This window comes from Ectothiorhodospira marina, assembly GCF_900109495.1.
Classification (GTDB): Bacteria; Pseudomonadota; Gammaproteobacteria; order Ectothiorhodospirales; family Ectothiorhodospiraceae; genus Ectothiorhodospira; species Ectothiorhodospira marina.
In genome coordinates this window covers 1-17,256 of sequence record NZ_FOAA01000008.1, presented here as the reverse complement: position 1 = coordinate 17,256, position 17,256 = coordinate 1, and the positions used below count along the sequence as shown (strand labels likewise).

Sequence of the window (17,256 nt, the reverse complement as noted above, 5' to 3'; positions counted from 1 at the left end):
ATTCCATTTGTTGTACAGGACCGAATGCTGTGGCGAACAGTTCGATCAATGGACTTGAGGTGGCAAGGACGAGCTGGTGCAGGGGTCAGGCCTGGCCAGATTCTTTCTTAAGCAGACTTTCCAGTCGGGCCACCTCCGCTTGGGCTTCCATCAGGTCGGTGACGTCGTACTGCACCCCCAGGTAATAGATCAGGCGCCCTTCGGAATCGAACAGCGGGCGGATGTTCAGGCGGTTATGGAACAGTGAGCCGTCCTTGCGGTAATTGCGCAGTGTGACTTCTACCTGCCGGTGCTCCGCCAAGGCCTTGCGGATCTCGTCAAGCCCCGGCTGATCATGTTCCTCGCCCTGCAGGAAACGGCAGTTGCGTCCCAGGATCTCCTCCTGGTTGTAGCCGGTGAGCTGCTCGAAGACCGAGTTCGCATAAACGATGGGATTGTCGGGTTGATCCGGGTCCGACAGGGTCACGCCGTTGACGCAGGTATCCAGGATCTGGGCCAGCACGGACGGGATCAGGCCCGGGTCTTTTTCAGCGGTGAACTGCATGGTGCGGTGGCTCCGGTATGAGAATCAATTTTCAGCTTGAGGGTGGCGTCAGGCTGAGGGGTTCCAGCTCGGTCTCGGCTAGACCCTTGATATTTCGTGCGGTTCTGTCGGTACCTTCCTGTACAGCAATGCGGATGAGCTTTTCGAAAGGCCGCATCGCGAAACCCAACTTGGCCAATTCAAACGTAAAGGTGAGTTCGGTATGCCCATCGCGGGGTTTGAACTCGTAGTCGATGCGGTACGGGTCGGTGGTGCCGCGAAAGGAGATCCGTGCCCCGGGCTCCAGTGTGACCACACGAAACTCCGTTTCGGTACGCCGCCCCTGGTCCACGCGCACTTGACGTCCCGTCCAACCCGGTCGCAGCGGACCGCTGGTGAGTGCACGCAGGGATTTGACCTCGGGTGACCAGCGCGGGTAGTTGCGAATGAAATCATCCACAATGAAACTGAATACCTGCTCCAGCGGACGTTTGATGAGTGTCCTGGATTGGGCTTTGACCATAAGCGGCGCCTTTCCTGCTGTGCGGTTTTTCCGTGGATTGAACTCTTTCGAGTATAGACACGTCCCCCGTAGGTTGTAAGGTCAGCGATCGGCGGCGACGAGCTCTTCGGCACTGCGCCGGCCCCGGTGCAGTGCCCAATGAATCGAAGGGGCAGAATCATATTCCCCGCAACTCCAGACGTTCTGGCGTTGTTGCAGTCGTGCTTCGGCGGGATTATGAACCGGTGGCGCTTGCATGGGCAGGGCATGCGGCAAAGAATAAGTAGCCAGGTGTTGCCAATGCTGGATTTCATCACCAAACCAGGACGTTAATTCGTGGCGTACCCGACCCTCGAGTGCGTCAAGATCATGGTCGGCGCCATGGACATTGACACTTACCAGGGTCTTTCCAGCGGGTGCATAGTGTTCGGAAAGCACCGAGGGACACAGCACATTATTGATGCATCCCTTGCCCTCGCCGTTGAGCATGAGGTTGCGCCCCTCGAAGGGCGGTTGATTGGCGGAGAAGTAAAGACAGGTGGTTCCGCGCGTGGGTACATCCGTCGCGTTCTGCCCCAGTAGCCGCGCGGTTTCCGGACCTTCCGTTGCGAGGACGATGACCCGGGCCCGCAGCACCTCACCTGAGGTCAGGTACAGAAGGTCACCTTCGATACGTTCCACTCGGGTGTGGAGTTGTATGGTGTCCCTTGGCAGGCGGGCTGCCAGCTGCCGCGGGATCTGCTCCATGCCTTTTGCTGGCAGGGCTGTCTCGCCCAGGGCGAAGGCCCGGAATACGAATTCGAAGGCGCGGGATGAGACATGCAGTTCCGGCTCGAAGAATACGCCACTGAAAAAGGGTTTGAAGAAACGATCGATGATTCGCTGTGAGAACCCCAGTTCTGCCAGGTGAGTGATCGCATCTCGTTCATGGCGGCGATAGAGGTCAGTCAGATCACCCTGGAGGCAGCGGTGGCGCAGATGCAGCAGCCGAATCTTGTCGCTCAGATGGCCGACAGGCGACCAGAGCATTTCCGGCAATCGGCCGGGTTGGCGCCACACGTCACTGACACGGCACGCATGCCCATTGATCCTTACCAGGGCGCCGTTCTGAAAGGCACGCAGGTCCAGCGAATCGTAATCCAGGAAGCGCCGGGCCTCCGGATACCAGGTTTGCAGGACCTGAAAGCCCCGATCCAGCAGGAAGCCATCGTGATAGTCCGTGCGGATTCTGCCCCCCACCTCATCGGAAGCCTCCAGGATCAGCGGTTCACGACCCTGCTCTCGCAAGCTGAGCGCGCAGGCGAGCCCTGAGAGGCCGCCGCCGATGATGGCCACGTCGATGCTCATGAGTTCTCTCCTGGGGATCAGATGAATTGCATGGCTGCAAGGATCGTGATGCCGGCGACCATAATGCTGCCCAACTTGATTGTGAGCCGGTTGGAAAGCAGTTGGATATCCTTCTGCAGGGCGATCTTGACACCTTCCATGTCCTTTCGCAGCGCGCTATCCATGTTCTTCAGATCCTCGCGGCTGGCGAGATCCCGGCGCAGGGAGGATTCCATTGCTGCCATGCCCTGGCGCAGGGACGATTCCAGGGTGGTCATGTCCTGGCGCAGGGACGATTCCAGGGTGGTCATGTCCTGGCTCAGGGAGGATTCCAGTGTTCCCATGTCCTGGCGCAGGCCTGTTACTTCCTGACGCAGGGAGGATTCCAGTGTTCCCATGTCCTGGCGCAGGCCTGTTACTTCCTGGCGCAGGAAGGATTCCAGTGTTCCCATGTCCTGGCGCAGGGAAGATTCCAGGGTGGTCATGTCCTGGCTCAGGGAGGATTCCAGTGTTCCCATGTCCTGGCGCAGGCCTGTTACTTCCTGACGCAGGGAGGATTCCAGTGTTCCCATGTCCTGGCGCAGGCCTGTTACTTCCTGGCGCAGGAAGGATTCCAGTGTTCCCATGTCCTGGCGCAGGGAAGATTCCAGGGTTCCTATGTCCTGACGCAGGGACGACTCCAGGTCGTGCAGGTCATCCTTGGTTGCCAGGTGGCGGATGTCATCCTTGGTGACAAGCCGATTCTCCAGCAGATCCAGTAAGGCCTGCGTTTGCGCTTCGGCCTGGGCCTCGGTGAAGCCGGCGGCCATCAGGCGCTTGACGTGAGAATGTGAATCGAATGCGAGCATGGACATGGCTGGGCCTCCCTGGCTCCTGATCAGACTGCCTGTTGTGGTCGATGCCTCTGATCATATCGCCTGAGGGCCTGCAGTGCTATGGGCCCGAAGGAACGGTAAGATACCCATTACACGACCTGCGATACGCCACCTGTCAAAAGGACACCTCTATGAGCACCGCGGATTCCGATCAGCCCGTCAGAGTGATCGAAAACACCTGGATTACCATGGCGGACGGCTGCCGACTGGCAGCGCGGATCTGGTTGCCGGAAGATGCTGAGGAGCATCCCGTGCCGGCGGTACTGGAATACATTCCCTACCGAAAGCGGGACCATAAGGCGCTGCGGGATGCGGAAATCCATGGTTTTTTTGCTGCTCAGGGTTTCGCTGGCGTGCGGGTGGACATCCGTGGCAGCGGCGATTCCGAGGGCATCCTTCGCGACGAGTATCTGCAGCAGGAACTGGATGATGGCCTGGAGATCCTGCGCTGGATCGCTGCTCAACCCTGGTGCTCCGGCAAGGTGGGGTTGTTCGGATTGTCCTGGGGCGGCTTCAATGGCCTGCAATTGGCCGCATTACAGCCGCCGGAACTGGGCGCGGTGATCTCCGTGTGCTCCTCGGACGACCGCTATGCTGACGATGTGCACTACATGGGCGGTTGCCTGCTCACCGATAACCTTTCCTGGGCCTCCACCATGTTTGGCTTTAACTCCTGCCCGCCCGACCCCTTGGTGGTGGGGGAGCGCTGGCGCGATATGTGGCTGGAGCGGCTTGAGGGCAGTGGTCTGTGGATTCACAACTGGCTGCAGCACCAACGCCGCGACGACTTCTGGCGTCATGCCTCGGTGTGCGAGGACTACGACGCCATCCAGGTCCCCGTGATGGCGGTCAGCGGATGGGCCGATGGTTATTCCAATACCGTGTTCCGTCTCATGCGTCATCTGAAGGGGCCGCGTCGTGGCCTGGTGGGCCCTTGGGGCCATAAATACCCTCACATGGGTGGGCCAGGACCCACCATCGACTTCCTGGGGGAATGCGTGCGCTGGTGGGACCACTGGCTCAAGGGCATCGACCGGCAGGTGGAGCAGGACCCCATGCTGCGAGTCTGGATGCATGACCGTCGCAACCCCTTGTTGCCCGAGACAACGGGGGGCTGGGTGGCTGAGCCGCACTGGCCCAGTCCGGCCATTCGCTCACGGGAATACCATCTCCATAATGGGCGTCTTGTCCCAGCGGAGGATGACATGGGCGAGTCGGATACGGTGACTATTCAGAGCCCCCTGAGCGTGGGTCTGTTTGCCGGCAAATGGTGTTCCTATGCGGAGATCACCGATCTGCCTTCGGATCAGCGACTGGAAGATGGTGGCGCCCTGGTGTTTGATACACAGCCCCTGGAGGAAGATATACAGATGCTGGGGGCGGCCGAAATGGATCTGGAAATCAGTGCCGACAAGCCTGTGGCCATGGTAGCGGTGCGCATCTCGGAGTTGGCGCCGGATGATCGGGCCACAAGGGTGACCTTCGGCATCCTGAACCTCACCCACCGCGAGAACCACGAAAACCCAACTGAGTTGGAGCCCGGTCGGCCTTACCCTGTCACAGTGCGACTCAACGAGGTGGCCCAGCGTTTCCGGGCCGGGCATCGCATTCGGGTTGCTGTTTCCAGTTCCTATTGGCCTCTGGCCTGGCCTGCGCCCGAGCCAGTGAGGCTGACCTTGCATACCGGGGGTTGCCGTCTGCGTTTGCCGGAGCGTCGCTCCGATACCGATGATGCGGCCCTGCCCAGCCTGGGCCAGCCCCGTCAGGCGCCCACGCCGCCCAACACCTTACTGGCTCCGGCCCATCGGGAATGGAACGTGATCCATAACCTGGCCACCAACCAGGTGGCCCTGGATGTGGTCAATAATGACCCCCGGCTTCGCCTGGACGATATCGACCTGAGTTTCGGACGCCAGGTCCATGAGCGTTATAGCTACAGTAACGAGCGTTACGACACCCTGCGAGGCGAGGTGACCCACGAACGTCACTTCGGCCGCGGCGATTGGGAGGTACGCACGGTCACACGCACGGTGCTCACCTCGACCCGAACCCGCTTTATCATTCGTGCCACACTCGATGCCTATGAGGGGGATGTGCGCGTCTTTTCCAAGACCTGGGACGAGACCGTTCCCCGGGATCTGGTGTAAACACACCGCTTTTTTGGAGAATTCACACAGTGCCCAAGAAAAATGTCTTCATCATTGGTCTGGACGACTTCAATCGGGACAAGCTCGAGCGCTTGCCGCAGGCGAAGGAATGCGAGTTTCATGCGGCCCTGGATATCAGTGATATCCGCAATGTGGATCAGTACGACATCAAGTTTCTGATCGACAAGGCCACGCGTACCATGGAGGCCTTCGATGGCACGGTGGATGCCGTCACCAGCTATTACGATTTTCCCGGTACGGTGATGACCCCCATCCTCGCCGAGCACTTTGGCCTGCCCGGGCCCACTCTGGAGTCGGTGCTCAAATGTGAAAACAAGTACTGGAGTCGCCTGGAACAGCGCAAGGTGATCCCGGAGCATATCCCCCAGTTCCGGGCCTTTGATCCCTTTGATGAAGAGGCCTATGCAGGTCTTGGTTTATTACCGCCGTTCTGGATCAAACCCATCAAGTCGTTCCGCTCCTATCTCGCCTTCCAGATCAACGACGAGCGCCAGTTCAAGGCGGTGATGCCCCTGTGCCGGGAGAAGGTGGGGTTCATGGGCGAACCCTTCCTTTACCTGATGCGACATTTCGGCGCCCCACCCGAGATTGCCGAAATGCCCGAGAGCTTCGTGGCCGAGAGCCCTATCGGCGGTTGGCAATGTACCCTGGAGGGGTACAGCCACAACGGACGTGTGCACATCTACGGGGTGGTGGATTCGGTACATGAGCAGGACAGTTCCTCCTTTGCCAGGTATGAGTACCCCTCGTCACTGCCGCTGGAGATTCAGCATCGCATGATGGATGTGACCCGCATGGTGGTGCAGCAGTTCGGGCTGGATAATTCGGCCTTCAATGCGGAATTCTTCTACGATCAGACCTCCGACCAGGTATGGTTCCTGGAAATCAATCCACGGGTGTCTCAGGCTCACACCGACATTTTCGAAAAGGTGCATGGCGTCTCGCACCTGTCGGTGATGGTGGATCTCGCCCTGGGTCGCAAGCCCAAGCCCATGGAGCGCAAGGGGCAATTCAACGTGGCTGGACACTTCATGTTCCGCACCGTGGAGAGCGGCAAGGTGGTGCGGGTGCCCAGTATCAAGGCCATCGAAAAGCTTCGGCAGCGCCAACCGGGTACCTACGTGAAGATCCCGGTCAAGCCCGGGCAGCATCTCAAGGATCTGCAGGGGCAGGACATGTACAGCTTCGAGATTGCCAATGTCTTCATCGGTGGGCGCGATCAGACCGATATGCTGGACAAGTATGACGAGGCGCTTGCCGTGTTGCAGTTTGATATTGAAAAGGATCCGGATCCGGTGATCACCTGAGCAGGGCTTGGTGGTCAGTGTCCGGCCCCGCTGCTACCATGGCCCGACATTCATGTTTCGGAGAAAGCTCATGCGCATCCGCCCCTTGATCCTGACCACCGCCATGGTCTTGTTGGTCCCGTTGGCGGCACAGGCGGACGAACTGGATCTGCAACCCGGGCAGTGGGAATTCACCAACGTGACCGGCGTGGAGGGTGATACCCCGTTCCCGGAACAGACCCACACCAGCACCGAATGCATCACGGCCGAGGACGTGGCCCGGGGGCCGGATTTCCTCCAGGTGGAGGACAACTGCGAAGTCACCAATATGGACATGACCTCCACCACCATGACCTATGACATGGTCTGCACGGAGGAGGGCATGGAAGTGGACATGCGTGCTGAACTGCAGTTCATGGGGGATCGCCTGGAAGGCCAGATGACGGCCAACCTTGAGAGCCCCATGGGCCCGCTGGTCATGCGCACGGACATCACGGGCGAGCGCATCGGCGACTGCGAATGAGGGGAGGAGCGGCCCATGCGCATGGGGTTTGTCGTAGGGGCGCTTCGAGAAGCGCCCGCGCGATGCAGGGGACAACCTTTTACCCGACTGGTCGGTGAAGTTCGAGACGCCGCTGGGGCCGTTCCCGAACGGCCCGTACGTGTACCTCCAGTCATGAATGGTGCAACCCCTTGTCCGGGCTGATTACCGCCATCATCATCCTGCTCACCTGCCAACTGGCGGGTGAGGTGATTGTGCTCTGGCTGGATCTGCCCTTCCCGGGGCCGGTGCTGGGGATGTTGATCCTGTTCGGGGCGCTGTTGATTCGTGGTGGCGTACCCGAGCATCTCAGACAGACCAGTCACACGCTATTGGGTCACCTGGCCCTGTTGTTCGTGCCGGCCGGCGTAGGTCTGATGGTCCATTTTGGCCTGGTGGCCCAGGACTGGCTGCCGATCCTGCTGGGTCTGGTGGTGAGCACTACCCTGGCGCTGGGTGTGACCATGCTGTTGCTCAGTCGACTGATCTGGCTGCGGAGTCGACGTGCCGAAGATGGGTGACGAGATCACGGATATCTGGGCCTTCCTGGCCGCCAGCCCTTTGCTATGGCTGACCATGACGCTGGTGGTGTTCCAGGGAAGCCTGTGGATCAACAGACGCCTGGGGGGCAGCCCCGTGCTGCATCCGGTGCTGATCTCCATGGGCATCCTCATCACCATCCTGTTGCTCACCGACACTGACTACGACACCTATTTTGACGGTGCCCAGTTCATCCATTTCCTGCTCGGGCCAGCCACGGTGGCACTGGCCGTTCCCCTTTACGAGAATCGTCAGCAGATACGAGCCCTGCTGTGGCCGCTGTTGGTGTCGGGATTGGCGGGGGCGGCGACGGCGGCCCTGAGCGCGGTGATGATCGCCTATCTGATGGGGGCGGAATGGGTCACACTGATGTCGTTGGCACCCAAGTCGGTGACATCCCCCATCGCCATGGGGGTGTCCGAAAAACTCGGTGGCCTGCCTTCGCTGACAGCGGCCCTAGTGCTGTTGACCGGGGCCATTGGTTGCATACTGGCCCCGGGGCTGATCCGCTTGCTGCGCATCCGCGATGATCGGGTCAAGGGATTCGCGATGGGCCTGTCAGCCCACGGCTTTGGCACCGCCCAGGCCTTCGGGATCAGCGCCACAGCCGGTGCATTCGCCGGCCTGGGCCTGACCCTGGCGGGCATCATGACCGCCTTCCTGCTGCCCCTCGCGGTCAACTGGCTACCTACCCTGATGGGCGGCTAGAACTCCAAAGCCCCCCACCCCACCCGTCGCAGTTTTGAAGCCCCTCTCCCCCCCCGGGGAGAGGGGTTGGGGTGAGGGGGCGAGGAGCCCCCCCTACCGCAAAATAATCAACGGAATCGAAGCCCGCATGATCATGTTGGTGGTGGTGCTGCCCACGAACCAGCGCCGGAGCCGCGAGTGGCCATAGGCCCCCATGGCCAGCAAGTGGATGTCGTGTTCCTGGCAGTAGGCACACACGGAATCGGTGACATCGCCGCTGCGGATTTCCGCGCGCACATCGAAGCCTTTCTGGGCCAGCGTGCCGCGGGCATTATCCAGGCGCGAGCGGTTGTCCTGAGTGTCTTCACCCACCATCAGGATGTGCGCCCCCAGTCCCTGGAGCAGTGGGCTCTCCGAGACCTTTTCCACCGCAGTGTGCGCCGTGGCGCTGCCGTCGTAGGCAATCAGGAAACGCTCCGGCTGCCGGTATTCCAGCGGGCAGACCAGTACGCCCCGGTTGAGGGTGCGGATGAGGCTTTCCAGATGGCTTCCCACGTGTTGCTTGAGCATGTCGCCATCCTTGCCCTGCTTGCCCACCACCACGAGGCGGGCCTCATCCTGGATATCATCGAGGGCAGCGGTGACGCTATCGTTACGCAACAGGCTCCCGGGGTCGGCTACACCGTTGGCCCGAACCCGCTCCAGGGCATCCGAGAGGATGGCCCGTCCTTGTTCCCGCAGCAGTTTGCCGCGCTGCTCCTCAGCTTCCACCATCTGTTCCAGCAGGGCCTCGCGGCCGCCCAGGCTGAGGTTTCCACTCAGGTCCCGCTGGGCATCGGCATGCGGGTTGTGGATCACATGCAGGAGGGTGAGCGGTGAGTCCATGCGTCGACTGGCCCAGGCGGCGTAATCACATACGGACAAAGACGAGCGCGATCCATCGATACAGGCAATGACCTTGTTCATAAAGGGCGTCCTCCAGCAGGTTAGTGGCCCATGAGCCGGTCAGCGGCATCGGGCTTGTCATGTACGGCGTGACGGTCGACGATGGTGCTCGTGGCTTCATTCATGCCGATGATTTCCACCTCCGCACCTTCACGACGGAAGTTGATGACCACCCGGTCCAGTGCGGCCACGGAACTGATGTCCCAAAAGTGTGCACGGGACAGATCGATGGTCACCTTATCCAGATCCTCCCGGAAATTAAAGGCTTGCATGAACTTTTCCGTGGAAGCAAAGAAGACCTGCCCATACACACGATAGGTCCGGTGCAAGGTGTGTTCGTCCGGGCTGGTGTCGGTGTCGGCCCCCACGAACATGAACTGGCTGACCTTGTTGGCAAAGAAGAGGGCCGCCAGCAACACACCGGAGAGCACGCCGATGGCCAGGTTATGGGTGAACACGGTGACCGCCACGGTGGTGATCATGACGATGTTGGTGCTCAGCGGGTGATCCTTCATGTTCTTGATGGAACTCCAGCTGAAGGTACCGATGGCCACCATGATCATCACTGCCACCAATGCGGCCATGGGGATGACGGCCAGGATGGGGCTGAGGAAGACCACCATGACGAGCAGATAGACACCAGCCATCAAAGTGGACAGTCGACCTCGTCCGCCGGATTTGATGTTGATCACAGACTGCCCAATCATGGCGCAGCCCGCCATGCCGCCAAAGCTGCCGGCGACGATATTGGAGAGCCCCTGGCCCTTGCACTCGCGGTTCTTATCGGTACGAGTGTCGGTGAGATCATCGACGATGTTCTGGGTCATCATGGATTCCAGCAGGCCCACCACGGTCAGTGCCAGGGCATAGGGCAGGATGATCCAGAGGGTTTCCAGGTTCAAAGGAACCTCAGGCCACAGGAAAACGGGCAGGGTGTTGGGCAGTTCGCCCATGTCGCTGACCGTGCGAATATCCAGGTTCAACAGCCAGGCCAGCAAGGTAAGCACCACGATGGTGACCAATGGTGAAGGGATGGAGCGGGTCAGGTAGGGGAACAGATAGATGATGCCCAGCCCCAGTGCGGTCAAGACGTAAACATGCCAGGTGACGTCAGTGAGCTCGGGAAGTTGTGCCAGGAAAATCATGATGGCCAGAGCGTTGACGAACCCGGTCATGACCGAATTGGAAATAAAGCGCATGTAGCGCCCCACCTGCAGATAGCCCGCGATGATCTGCAGCACACCGGTGAGGAGGGTGGCCGCCAGGAGATATTCCAGCCCATGCTCCTTGACAAGCGTCACCATGAGCAGGGCCATGGCCGCGGTGGCCGCGGAGATCATGCCTGGCCGGCCACCGGTGAAGGCGATGACCACGGCGATGCAGAACGAGGCATAGAGCCCTACCTTGGGATCCACGCCGGCAATGATGGAAAAGGCGATGGCCTCCGGGATCAGGGCCAGGGCGACCACCAGGCCGGCGAGCATGTCACTGCGTATGTTGGAAAACCATTCCTGCTTGATGCGGGTGAGGTTCATGAAGGATGTCCTTTGATTGCGCGAATTCGTTGCCGGCTGGCCCTGGATCTTGCCCAATCACGTCATTCACCTCCGTATGCGTGCATCGGAGCGGTGGAGTGCGCTGGGTGGAGCGGCAGTTGAAGGGCGTTATATCGCGGGGGCGGTGGCCCCAAGCAGGTGCCCGAGTGTGGCCGGAATCAAGCGAGCCATCAGCAGCCCTGTGGGGGGCGCTGCGGGGAGGCCAGTATGGAAAGGGCAGGGATCATACACAGGCCATAGGGTTTTGGCCAGCTTGTCAAGCCCTGAGGGTGGGAGCAATCGAGAATCACCGTGCCGCTTGAGATGGGGCACCGGGTGTGAGGCGGATCTCCATATCGCGGACACAAAAAAGCAAAGGAGGGCGGGTCAGTGCCAGCCCTCCTTTGCTCGATACTGCTACTTCAGTGGTGCAGCGGAAAACGCCTTCTTAGTAGAAGGGTCTCCACAGGTACACCAGGAAGTGAGCAGCAGCAGCCAGCACCATGAACACGGTGAAGGTGGTCTTGAACTGCTCGTGGAATTCTTTGGCCTGTTCTTCGGTCAGACCGGAAATGCTGTCATTCATGATAAATATCCTCACATTAGGATGAAAGTCAGACTGGAACTTGCTCAGAGTCCGGAATTACTCGGACGCTTCAGCGGTCGTTTCAGCGGACGCATCATAGGTCAGCGGGTTGTAGCTGTCGTTGGCGTACACGAAGGCATGCACGGCCAGGGCGACAACCAGCACGGCCATCAGGATGGGCATCAGCCAGGTGCCAGGATTCACGACCAACCACAGCTTCCAGTCGTCCTTGGGGTTGCTTGGCTTGCTTGCTCTGTATTCGCTCATTGATATCACCCTCTCGGTTAAAAACCAGGCCTCTCGCCAAGACCCGGAGCATGGAAAACTTCATGACTTCATGACAGGTGTCGCTGGTCCCAGCGGGCTGCCTGTCGTGTTGGGTGTGAGTCTACGTTGACAGGGTTTAATGTCAAGGAGGCGGAACACACCGCTTTCGTGAATGGATGGGAAACTTGAGCAGGATCAGGTTTGTTCCCTGAGAGGGCTTGCGAGCGCGGTTACATGCATGGGCGCCGGTCATGTAGCATCCCACACTCCCCCTGACTCCCACACAGGAATGTCCAGCCTGATGTCCACGCCCGGCCGCATCGACCAGCAAGGAGACCGCCTGCAAATCGTGGGCAACTGGGTACTGGCTCATTACCGTGACCTGCGAGACCAGGTGAGGCAGTCGGCTCGGAAGGGGGGCGTCGGCACGGTGAGTCTGGAGGGCCTGGAGGATCTGGACACCGCCGGGGCCGCCCTGCTGGTGGAATTGCTGGGGGCGGCGCGTGTGGAGGCATTGGCCTCCGAGGCGGATTATCTGCCCCGTGAGCGACAGGCGCTGCTGGAGACGGTGGCCCGCGCCATGGGAGCTACCCGCCCGCCTGACGCCCCCCCGTGGCGACCGATCCACGACTTTCTGGCCGGGACGGGAGAGCGGGTAGAGGCTCTGTGGCATCAGCAGCGAATGCTCATGGGCTTCATCGGCATGACGCTGGTGACCATTCTGCACCTGTTACCCCGTCCACATCGGTGGCGTTTGACCGCCCTGGTGGCGCATCTTCACCAGACAGGCTTCAACGCCGTGCCGATTGTGGCTCTGCTGACCTTTCTGGTGGGCGCCGTCGTGGCCTTTCTGGGTGCAACGGTGCTTGAGGAGTTCGGGGCGACCATCTACACGGTAGACTTGGTGGCCTATTCCTTCCTGCGGGAATTTGGCGTGTTGCTGGCCGCCATCCTCCTGGCAGGTCGCACCGCCAGTGCCTTTACCGCGCAGATTGGCTCCATGAAGGCCAACGAGGAGATCGATGCCATTCGCACCCAGGGACTGAGTCCCATGGAGTTGCTGGTGGTCCCCAGGGTCATGGCCATGATGTTCACCCTGCCGCTGCTCACCTTCATTGGCATGATGAGCGGCATCATGGGCGGAGCGGTGGTGTGCAACCTCTCGCTGGATATCCCCTTCAACCAGTTCTTCGCTATCCTGGAACGGGATATTCCTCTGCAGCATTTCCTGGTGGGGATGGCCAAGGCCCCGGTATTCGCCTTTCTGATCGCCGTGATTGGCTGCCTGGAAGGTTTCAAGGTGGACGGTAGCGCCCAGTCCGTGGGTGAGCACACCACCTCCAGCGTTGTGCAGTCCATCTTCATTGTCATTCTCATGGACGCGCTGGCGGCCTTGTTCTTCATGGAGATGGGCTGGTGACGGACGATCCCGGAAGACAGGCCCCACTGATCCGCGTGCGAGGACTGCAGAATCGATTTGGCAGCCTGGTGGTGCACGAGGGGCTGGACCTGGATATCCGCCGCGGCGAGATCCTGGGTGTCGTGGGCGGGTCGGGAACGGGTAAGTCGGTGCTCCTGCGCAGCATTGTCGGGCTCATGCGGCCCTCGGCGGGTTGCATCGAAGTGTTCGGGAAGGACCTGCAAAACCTGCCCGAGCAGGAACGCTCCCAACTGGAGCGACGCTTTGGCGTACTGTTTCAAGGGGGCGCCCTGTTCACCTCGCTGAATCTTCAGGAGAACATCGCCCTGCCGTTGATGGAGCACGCGGACCTGTCCCGGAAGGATGCGGAATACCTGGCGCGGATCAAACTGGCCCTGGCAGGACTGCCGGGTGAGGCTGCGCTTAAATATCCGGCCGAACTCTCCGGTGGTATGGTCAAGCGGGCTGCGCTGGCCCGGGCCCTGGCCCTGGATCCTGAGGTCCTGTTTCTGGACGAACCCACCGCCGGGCTCGACCCCATCGGTGCCGCCGCTTTTGATCGGCTCATCATGACCTTGCGCGATGCCCTGGGGCTGAGCGTGTTTCTGGTGACCCACGATCTGGACACGCTGTACACCAGTTGTGACCGGGTGGCAGTGATCTCGCAGCGTAAGGTGCTGGTGGCAGATCGTCTGGAGGTGGTGGAGAACACTGATGATGAATGGATTCGTGACTATTTCCATGGCCCTCGTGGCCGCGCTGCCCGCAAGGCGGCGGATGTTTTGGAGAATCGCTGATCATGGAACCCCGAGCCCATCATGTGCTGATCGGATTATTCACCCTGCTCACGTTCCTGGGGGCGCTGGCATTTGGACTGTGGCTGCACAAAGCCACCTCCGACCGGGAGTATGATTACTACGAGATCGTTTTCACACGGGCGGTGAGTGGCCTGGCCGAGGGCAATATGGTGCAGTTCAGTGGCATCCGTGTCGGGGATGTGGTGAATCTGAGGCTGGCCCCTGATAACCCCAATGAAGTACGGGTGCTGGTTCGGGTGGACAGCGAGATTCCGGTGTATGCGGACACGCGGGCCACGCTCAAGCTGGTGAACATCACTGGCGCCATGAGTGTGCAACTCTACGGCGGTACGCCGGACAACCCACAGCTGGAGGGCACCCGCTCAAGCCCGCCCCGGATCGAGGGGGATCCCTCGCCACTGAATACCTTGCTGGATGAAAGTGAGACCCTCATCGAGGCCGTGGGGCAGTTGCTGCATAACGCCAATCGGTTGGTCTCCACCAACAACGCCGATACGGTCACGCGTATCCTGGATGATGTGGAGCAGGTGACCTCTGCCCTGGCAGGCCAGAGCGATGACCTGGTGGAGGCCATGAAGGCCATCTCACAAGCCAGCCTGCAGGCTGAACAGACCCTGGTATCCCTGCAACGGTTGGGCGATGAGGCCCACACCCTGCTGGGTGGGGAGGGTAAGGCGGTACTGGAGCATGCTCGCAGCACCATGGCGTCGTTAGAGGCCACCACCACACGTGTGGAAGTTCTGTTAGCCACCCATGAAGACTCGCTAGGTCAGGGATTGCAGTCGTTTGGTGAGCTGGATCCGGCCTTGCGAGAGTTTGAGAGCACCCTGAGCCATCTCAATCGTGTGATCCGTCGACTCGAAGACAACCCTACCCGCTTCCTGCTGGGTCGGGACAGTATTCAGGAGTTCAACCCGTGATGTCCCGACTCTTCCTTGTGCTCGTGCTGTCCCTGTGGCTTTTGGGGTTGTCCGGCTGCACCCTGTTGCCCGAACAGACACCGCAACGGGTATTCCTTCTGTCGCCCCCCGAGCAGGAACCGGCGCCTGCGGTGGTGCAGGACACGGTGCTCAGGGTGGAAACGCCCGAGGCGGCCTTCCCGCTGACCACTTCCCGCATCCTCGTGTTGCCTACCGGCAAGGAGATCAGCTTCTATGGGGGTGCCCGCTGGGCAGACCGCACGCCGTCCCTGGTGGCGGCCTATCTGGTAGAGGCCCTGCGTCAGGACGGCCGCGTGGCTTCGGTGATCAGTGATTCCAGCCCTGCCCGCAGCCAGGTCTCCCTGGTGATGCACCTGGGCGCCCTGCAGAGTGAATATGTCTCGGAGGCCACTGGCCACCCCAAGGCCGTTGTTCGCATGGATGTGCAACTCATGGAAGATGCCAGCCGCAATATCCTCGCCAACCGGCGCTTCCAGTTCCATCAGCCCAGCGAGAGTGAAGATATCGAGGCAGTGGTGGATGCGATGAACCAGGCCATGGAGGCCCTGAGTCAGGACGTGGTGGATTGGGTGGTGGGGCAGTTGGCGCCGGGTGAATAAGTCGGTTCCTGATGACCCCCGATTTTCAAAATGGGCTACAGATGGGCTACGGCTTTACCGGGCGGCCATCAGCGATCTGGAAAAGGGGGGGGGCAGTCGGCCAGGCTGGCGTGGGGCGGAAGGCGCGTTGGTTCAAGAAATTGCTTATGAATCAAGTTTTTGAAAAAGGATTTGACACCCGACAGGCAGGCTGTATAATGCCCCACTCGAACACGACAGGCGCGTAGCTCAGCTGGTTAGAGCACTACCTTGACATGGTAGGGGTCGTTGGTTCGAGTCCAATCGCGCCTACCACGTTCCTGTATTTACACAAAAAGGCCCCATCCACTGAAGGATGGGGCCTTTTTGTGTGCGCTAAATCCGTTATTCTGGCCCTGTAATCCCGTATGCAGAGGGGGATGAGATGGATGTCCATCAGGCGAGTATCACGATCAGCACCCGCGGCCGGGGACAGTTGGAGATGACGGCGGCGGTGTGCGTATCCAGTAACAGAATGATGACCGATCATCACCATCGAACATCTTGGCGATCTCGTCGCTGCCCATGGTGTCGAAATCGTTCGGAATCTGAAAGTCACCCTTGAGAAAGCCAAGGCGACGGGCTTTGCTGGCCGGCGGAGTGTCGATGGGCGTGAGTTTGGCGATGGGGTGGCCCGCCTTGGCAATGATCACGGTTTCCCCCATCGCTGCGCGCGCCAAAAGTCGGGAGAGCTGGGTTTTGGCTTCGTGGATATTGACCGTATCCATGCGGGCATCCTCATCTTGTTTAGCTAGACTGAGTGAGTCTAGTCTTTTTGAAGGGGGGTCACCCCTGGAGAGATTCCCGCGGGAGCGGCCCTCGGTCGCGAAAAGCGGAAGGCACTCATATCGTTTCCCTGTACGGGCTACTGCGTGCCCCGTCGTTCACGATGCTGCCAAAAGGTCCTGCCCAAACATATCCCGAGCCGTCCTGATGCCCCGCAGGTACTGACACTGCCTTCGCGCCGCCAGATCCACCAGGCTCGCCGGCGCCCCGATGGCGGAGCCAAAGGAATGGAATAGATCGAACGCATGCGCGATAAAGGCCTCAGTCCCTATGCCTAGGCGCTGCAGCAGCTTTGGCGTGCCTTCCGGTATGCGTCCCCGTTTGGTGGGGTGAACGCAGCGGCCCAGGGTCTGCGTGAGTTCCACATAATCCGGCCATGAGAAGGGAATACCCGCCTCGAATCGACCCGTGCCGTCAAAAGGCATCAGCGGGGCCGGCTGCAAGGACCGCAACACACGCTCCTCGCGCAGGACCTCACTATTGAAGACGCCACTGATGATGGCGGGGTCGGTGGGGGCGTCCGTATTGGTTTTTTGAAGAAGGAGGGGAGGGCGGTCATCCTCGCGCTCGGGCAGCGCATCACCCACCTGGGTGGCCGTGGTCTCTTCCTGAGGTTGGCTCAATCTTCGAGCGATGGAGGTGTGAGTGCTGTCCTCCAGGCCCTCACACACCCCCGCCCGAACCGGATTCAGATCCACGTAGCTCATGGCGGCCAGCAACGCCTGTTCGTCCAGCAGCGCCTGACTCTTGAAGCGACCCTCCCAGAACCGCCCCCGGACCTTGTCTTCCGCATTGGCGCGGCGGGCAATGGACTCGTTCAAGACCCGCATGAACCAGGAAAGATCATGCAACCGGCCGCGGTACTCATCGGCATATTCCTCGGCCCGCGCCAC

Annotated in this window: 19 protein-coding genes and 1 tRNA gene; 10 read left to right on the top strand and 10 right to left on the bottom strand. The window is 60.4% G+C overall.

Annotation, left to right across the window (positions count from 1 at the left end; translation table 11 throughout):
- Positions 1-85: 85 nt before the first annotated feature.
- From BMY52_RS08240 to BMY52_RS08225, 4 genes are all read right to left on the bottom strand, one after another.
- On the bottom strand, positions 86-544 hold the full coding sequence (locus tag BMY52_RS08240) for a PAS domain-containing protein (RefSeq protein ID WP_090253282.1): 459 nt from the start codon (positions 542-544) through the stop codon (positions 86-88).
- Between the two features lie 31 nt (positions 545-575).
- Complete coding sequence (locus BMY52_RS08235) at positions 576-1,046, bottom strand: SRPBCC family protein (RefSeq protein ID WP_090253280.1); 471 nt, start codon at positions 1,044-1,046, stop codon at positions 576-578.
- 81 nt (positions 1,047-1,127) lie between these two features.
- A complete protein-coding gene (locus BMY52_RS08230) occupies positions 1,128-2,372 on the bottom strand; it encodes a protoporphyrinogen/coproporphyrinogen oxidase (RefSeq protein ID WP_090253277.1) in 1,245 nt (414 codons plus the stop codon).
- Between the two features lie 17 nt (positions 2,373-2,389).
- Complete coding sequence (locus tag BMY52_RS08225) at positions 2,390-3,205, bottom strand: coiled-coil domain-containing protein (RefSeq protein WP_090253276.1); 816 nt, start codon at positions 3,203-3,205, stop codon at positions 2,390-2,392.
- Positions 3,206-3,357: 152 nt separating this feature from the next.
- Here BMY52_RS08225 and BMY52_RS08220 point away from each other — a divergent pair, with 152 nt between their 5' ends.
- From BMY52_RS08220 to BMY52_RS08200, 5 genes are all read left to right on the top strand, one after another.
- A complete protein-coding gene (locus tag BMY52_RS08220; protein ID WP_090253273.1) occupies positions 3,358-5,373 on the top strand; it encodes a CocE/NonD family hydrolase in 2,016 nt (671 codons plus the stop codon).
- A gap of 29 nt (positions 5,374-5,402) precedes the next feature.
- On the top strand, positions 5,403-6,701 hold the full coding sequence (locus BMY52_RS08215; RefSeq protein ID WP_090253271.1) for an ATP-grasp domain-containing protein: 1,299 nt from the start codon (positions 5,403-5,405) through the stop codon (positions 6,699-6,701).
- A 70-nt stretch (positions 6,702-6,771) separates the two neighbouring features.
- Positions 6,772-7,203, top strand: coding sequence for a DUF3617 domain-containing protein (locus BMY52_RS08210; RefSeq protein ID WP_090253268.1), 432 nt, complete (start codon positions 6,772-6,774; stop codon positions 7,201-7,203).
- A 170-nt stretch (positions 7,204-7,373) separates the two neighbouring features.
- Positions 7,374-7,742: a CidA/LrgA family protein gene (locus BMY52_RS08205; protein WP_218140413.1), complete on the top strand. Its 369-nt coding sequence runs from the start codon at positions 7,374-7,376 to the stop codon at positions 7,740-7,742.
- Positions 7,735-8,469 carry an LrgB family protein gene (locus BMY52_RS08200; protein ID WP_090253265.1) on the top strand — a complete coding sequence of 245 codons (735 nt, stop codon included), beginning with the start codon at positions 7,735-7,737 and terminating at the stop codon, positions 8,467-8,469. Before BMY52_RS08205 ends, BMY52_RS08200 begins: the two co-directional genes overlap by 8 nt.
- A 93-nt stretch (positions 8,470-8,562) precedes the next feature.
- On the opposite strand, the gene BMY52_RS08195 is transcribed toward BMY52_RS08200, so the two are convergent.
- From BMY52_RS08195 to pufA, 4 genes are all read right to left on the bottom strand, one after another.
- Positions 8,563-9,414 carry a universal stress protein gene (locus BMY52_RS08195; RefSeq protein WP_090253262.1) on the bottom strand — a complete coding sequence of 284 codons (852 nt, stop codon included), beginning with the start codon at positions 9,412-9,414 and terminating at the stop codon, positions 8,563-8,565.
- Positions 9,415-9,434: 20 nt separating this feature from the next.
- On the bottom strand, positions 9,435-10,928 hold the full coding sequence (locus BMY52_RS08190) for a SulP family inorganic anion transporter (RefSeq protein ID WP_090253260.1): 1,494 nt from the start codon (positions 10,926-10,928) through the stop codon (positions 9,435-9,437).
- 448 nt (positions 10,929-11,376) lie between these two features.
- Complete coding sequence (gene pufB, locus BMY52_RS08185; RefSeq protein WP_025281777.1) at positions 11,377-11,514, bottom strand: light-harvesting antenna LH1, beta subunit; 138 nt, start codon at positions 11,512-11,514, stop codon at positions 11,377-11,379.
- Positions 11,515-11,571: 57 nt separating this feature from the next.
- Positions 11,572-11,781, bottom strand: a complete 210-nt coding sequence (gene pufA, locus BMY52_RS08180; RefSeq protein ID WP_090253257.1) for a light-harvesting antenna LH1, alpha subunit — start codon at positions 11,779-11,781, stop codon at positions 11,572-11,574.
- 301 nt (positions 11,782-12,082) lie between these two features.
- Here pufA and BMY52_RS08175 point away from each other — a divergent pair, with 301 nt between their 5' ends.
- The 5 genes from BMY52_RS08175 to BMY52_RS08155 all read left to right on the top strand — a co-directional run bounded on the left by BMY52_RS08175 (position 12,083) and on the right by BMY52_RS08155 (position 15,853).
- Positions 12,083-13,201 carry an ABC transporter permease gene (locus BMY52_RS08175; RefSeq protein ID WP_218140412.1) on the top strand — a complete coding sequence of 373 codons (1,119 nt, stop codon included), beginning with the start codon at positions 12,083-12,085 and terminating at the stop codon, positions 13,199-13,201.
- A complete protein-coding gene (locus tag BMY52_RS08170) occupies positions 13,198-13,998 on the top strand; it encodes an ABC transporter ATP-binding protein (protein ID WP_245740708.1) in 801 nt (266 codons plus the stop codon). The genes BMY52_RS08175 and BMY52_RS08170 overlap by 4 nt, the downstream gene beginning before the upstream one ends.
- Positions 13,999-14,000: 2 nt before the next feature.
- Entirely contained in the window at positions 14,001-14,939 is a 939-nt protein-coding gene (locus BMY52_RS08165) for an MlaD family protein (RefSeq protein ID WP_090253252.1), read from the top strand.
- Positions 14,939-15,559: an ABC-type transport auxiliary lipoprotein family protein gene (locus tag BMY52_RS08160; RefSeq protein WP_090253249.1), complete on the top strand. Its 621-nt coding sequence runs from the start codon at positions 14,939-14,941 to the stop codon at positions 15,557-15,559. Before BMY52_RS08165 ends, BMY52_RS08160 begins: the two co-directional genes overlap by 1 nt.
- A 217-nt stretch (positions 15,560-15,776) precedes the next feature.
- Positions 15,777-15,853: transfer RNA gene (locus BMY52_RS08155), tRNA-Val, on the top strand.
- 137 nt (positions 15,854-15,990) lie between these two features.
- Here the strand turns inward: BMY52_RS08155 and BMY52_RS08150 are convergent.
- Positions 15,991-16,305 (bottom strand): type II toxin-antitoxin system Phd/YefM family antitoxin, encoded by a 315-nt coding sequence (locus BMY52_RS08150; RefSeq protein ID WP_090253247.1) that lies wholly within the window; start codon positions 16,303-16,305, stop codon positions 15,991-15,993.
- A gap of 156 nt (positions 16,306-16,461) precedes the next feature.
- The coding region (locus tag BMY52_RS15395) for a transposase (protein ID WP_177169902.1) at positions 16,462-17,256 on the bottom strand (795 nt) is incomplete at its 5' end.

Coding starts and splice junctions, on each gene's coding strand:
- BMY52_RS08225 (WP_090253276.1), bottom strand. CDS start 3,205: ATGTCCATGCTCGCATTCGATTCACATTCTCACGTCAAGCGCCTGATG.
- pufB (WP_025281777.1), bottom strand. CDS start 11,514: ATGAATGACAGCATTTCCGGTCTGACCGAAGAACAGGCCAAAGAATTC.
- BMY52_RS08190 (WP_090253260.1), bottom strand. CDS start 10,928: ATGAACCTCACCCGCATCAAGCAGGAATGGTTTTCCAACATACGCAGT.
- BMY52_RS08200 (WP_090253265.1), top strand. CDS start 7,735: ATGGGTGACGAGATCACGGATATCTGGGCCTTCCTGGCCGCCAGCCCT.
- BMY52_RS08175 (WP_218140412.1), top strand. CDS start 12,083: ATGTCCACGCCCGGCCGCATCGACCAGCAAGGAGACCGCCTGCAAATC.
- BMY52_RS08160 (WP_090253249.1), top strand. CDS start 14,939: ATGTCCCGACTCTTCCTTGTGCTCGTGCTGTCCCTGTGGCTTTTGGGG.
- BMY52_RS08195 (WP_090253262.1), bottom strand. CDS start 9,414: ATGAACAAGGTCATTGCCTGTATCGATGGATCGCGCTCGTCTTTGTCC.
- BMY52_RS08235 (WP_090253280.1), bottom strand. CDS start 1,046: ATGGTCAAAGCCCAATCCAGGACACTCATCAAACGTCCGCTGGAGCAG.
- BMY52_RS08150 (WP_090253247.1), bottom strand. CDS start 16,305: ATGGATACGGTCAATATCCACGAAGCCAAAACCCAGCTCTCCCGACTT.
- BMY52_RS08240 (WP_090253282.1), bottom strand. CDS start 544: ATGCAGTTCACCGCTGAAAAAGACCCGGGCCTGATCCCGTCCGTGCTG.
- BMY52_RS08230 (WP_090253277.1), bottom strand. CDS start 2,372: ATGAGCATCGACGTGGCCATCATCGGCGGCGGCCTCTCAGGGCTCGCC.
- BMY52_RS08165 (WP_090253252.1), top strand. CDS start 14,001: ATGGAACCCCGAGCCCATCATGTGCTGATCGGATTATTCACCCTGCTC.
- BMY52_RS08220 (WP_090253273.1), top strand. CDS start 3,358: ATGAGCACCGCGGATTCCGATCAGCCCGTCAGAGTGATCGAAAACACC.
- BMY52_RS08210 (WP_090253268.1), top strand. CDS start 6,772: ATGCGCATCCGCCCCTTGATCCTGACCACCGCCATGGTCTTGTTGGTC.
- pufA (WP_090253257.1), bottom strand. CDS start 11,781: ATGAGCGAATACAGAGCAAGCAAGCCAAGCAACCCCAAGGACGACTGG.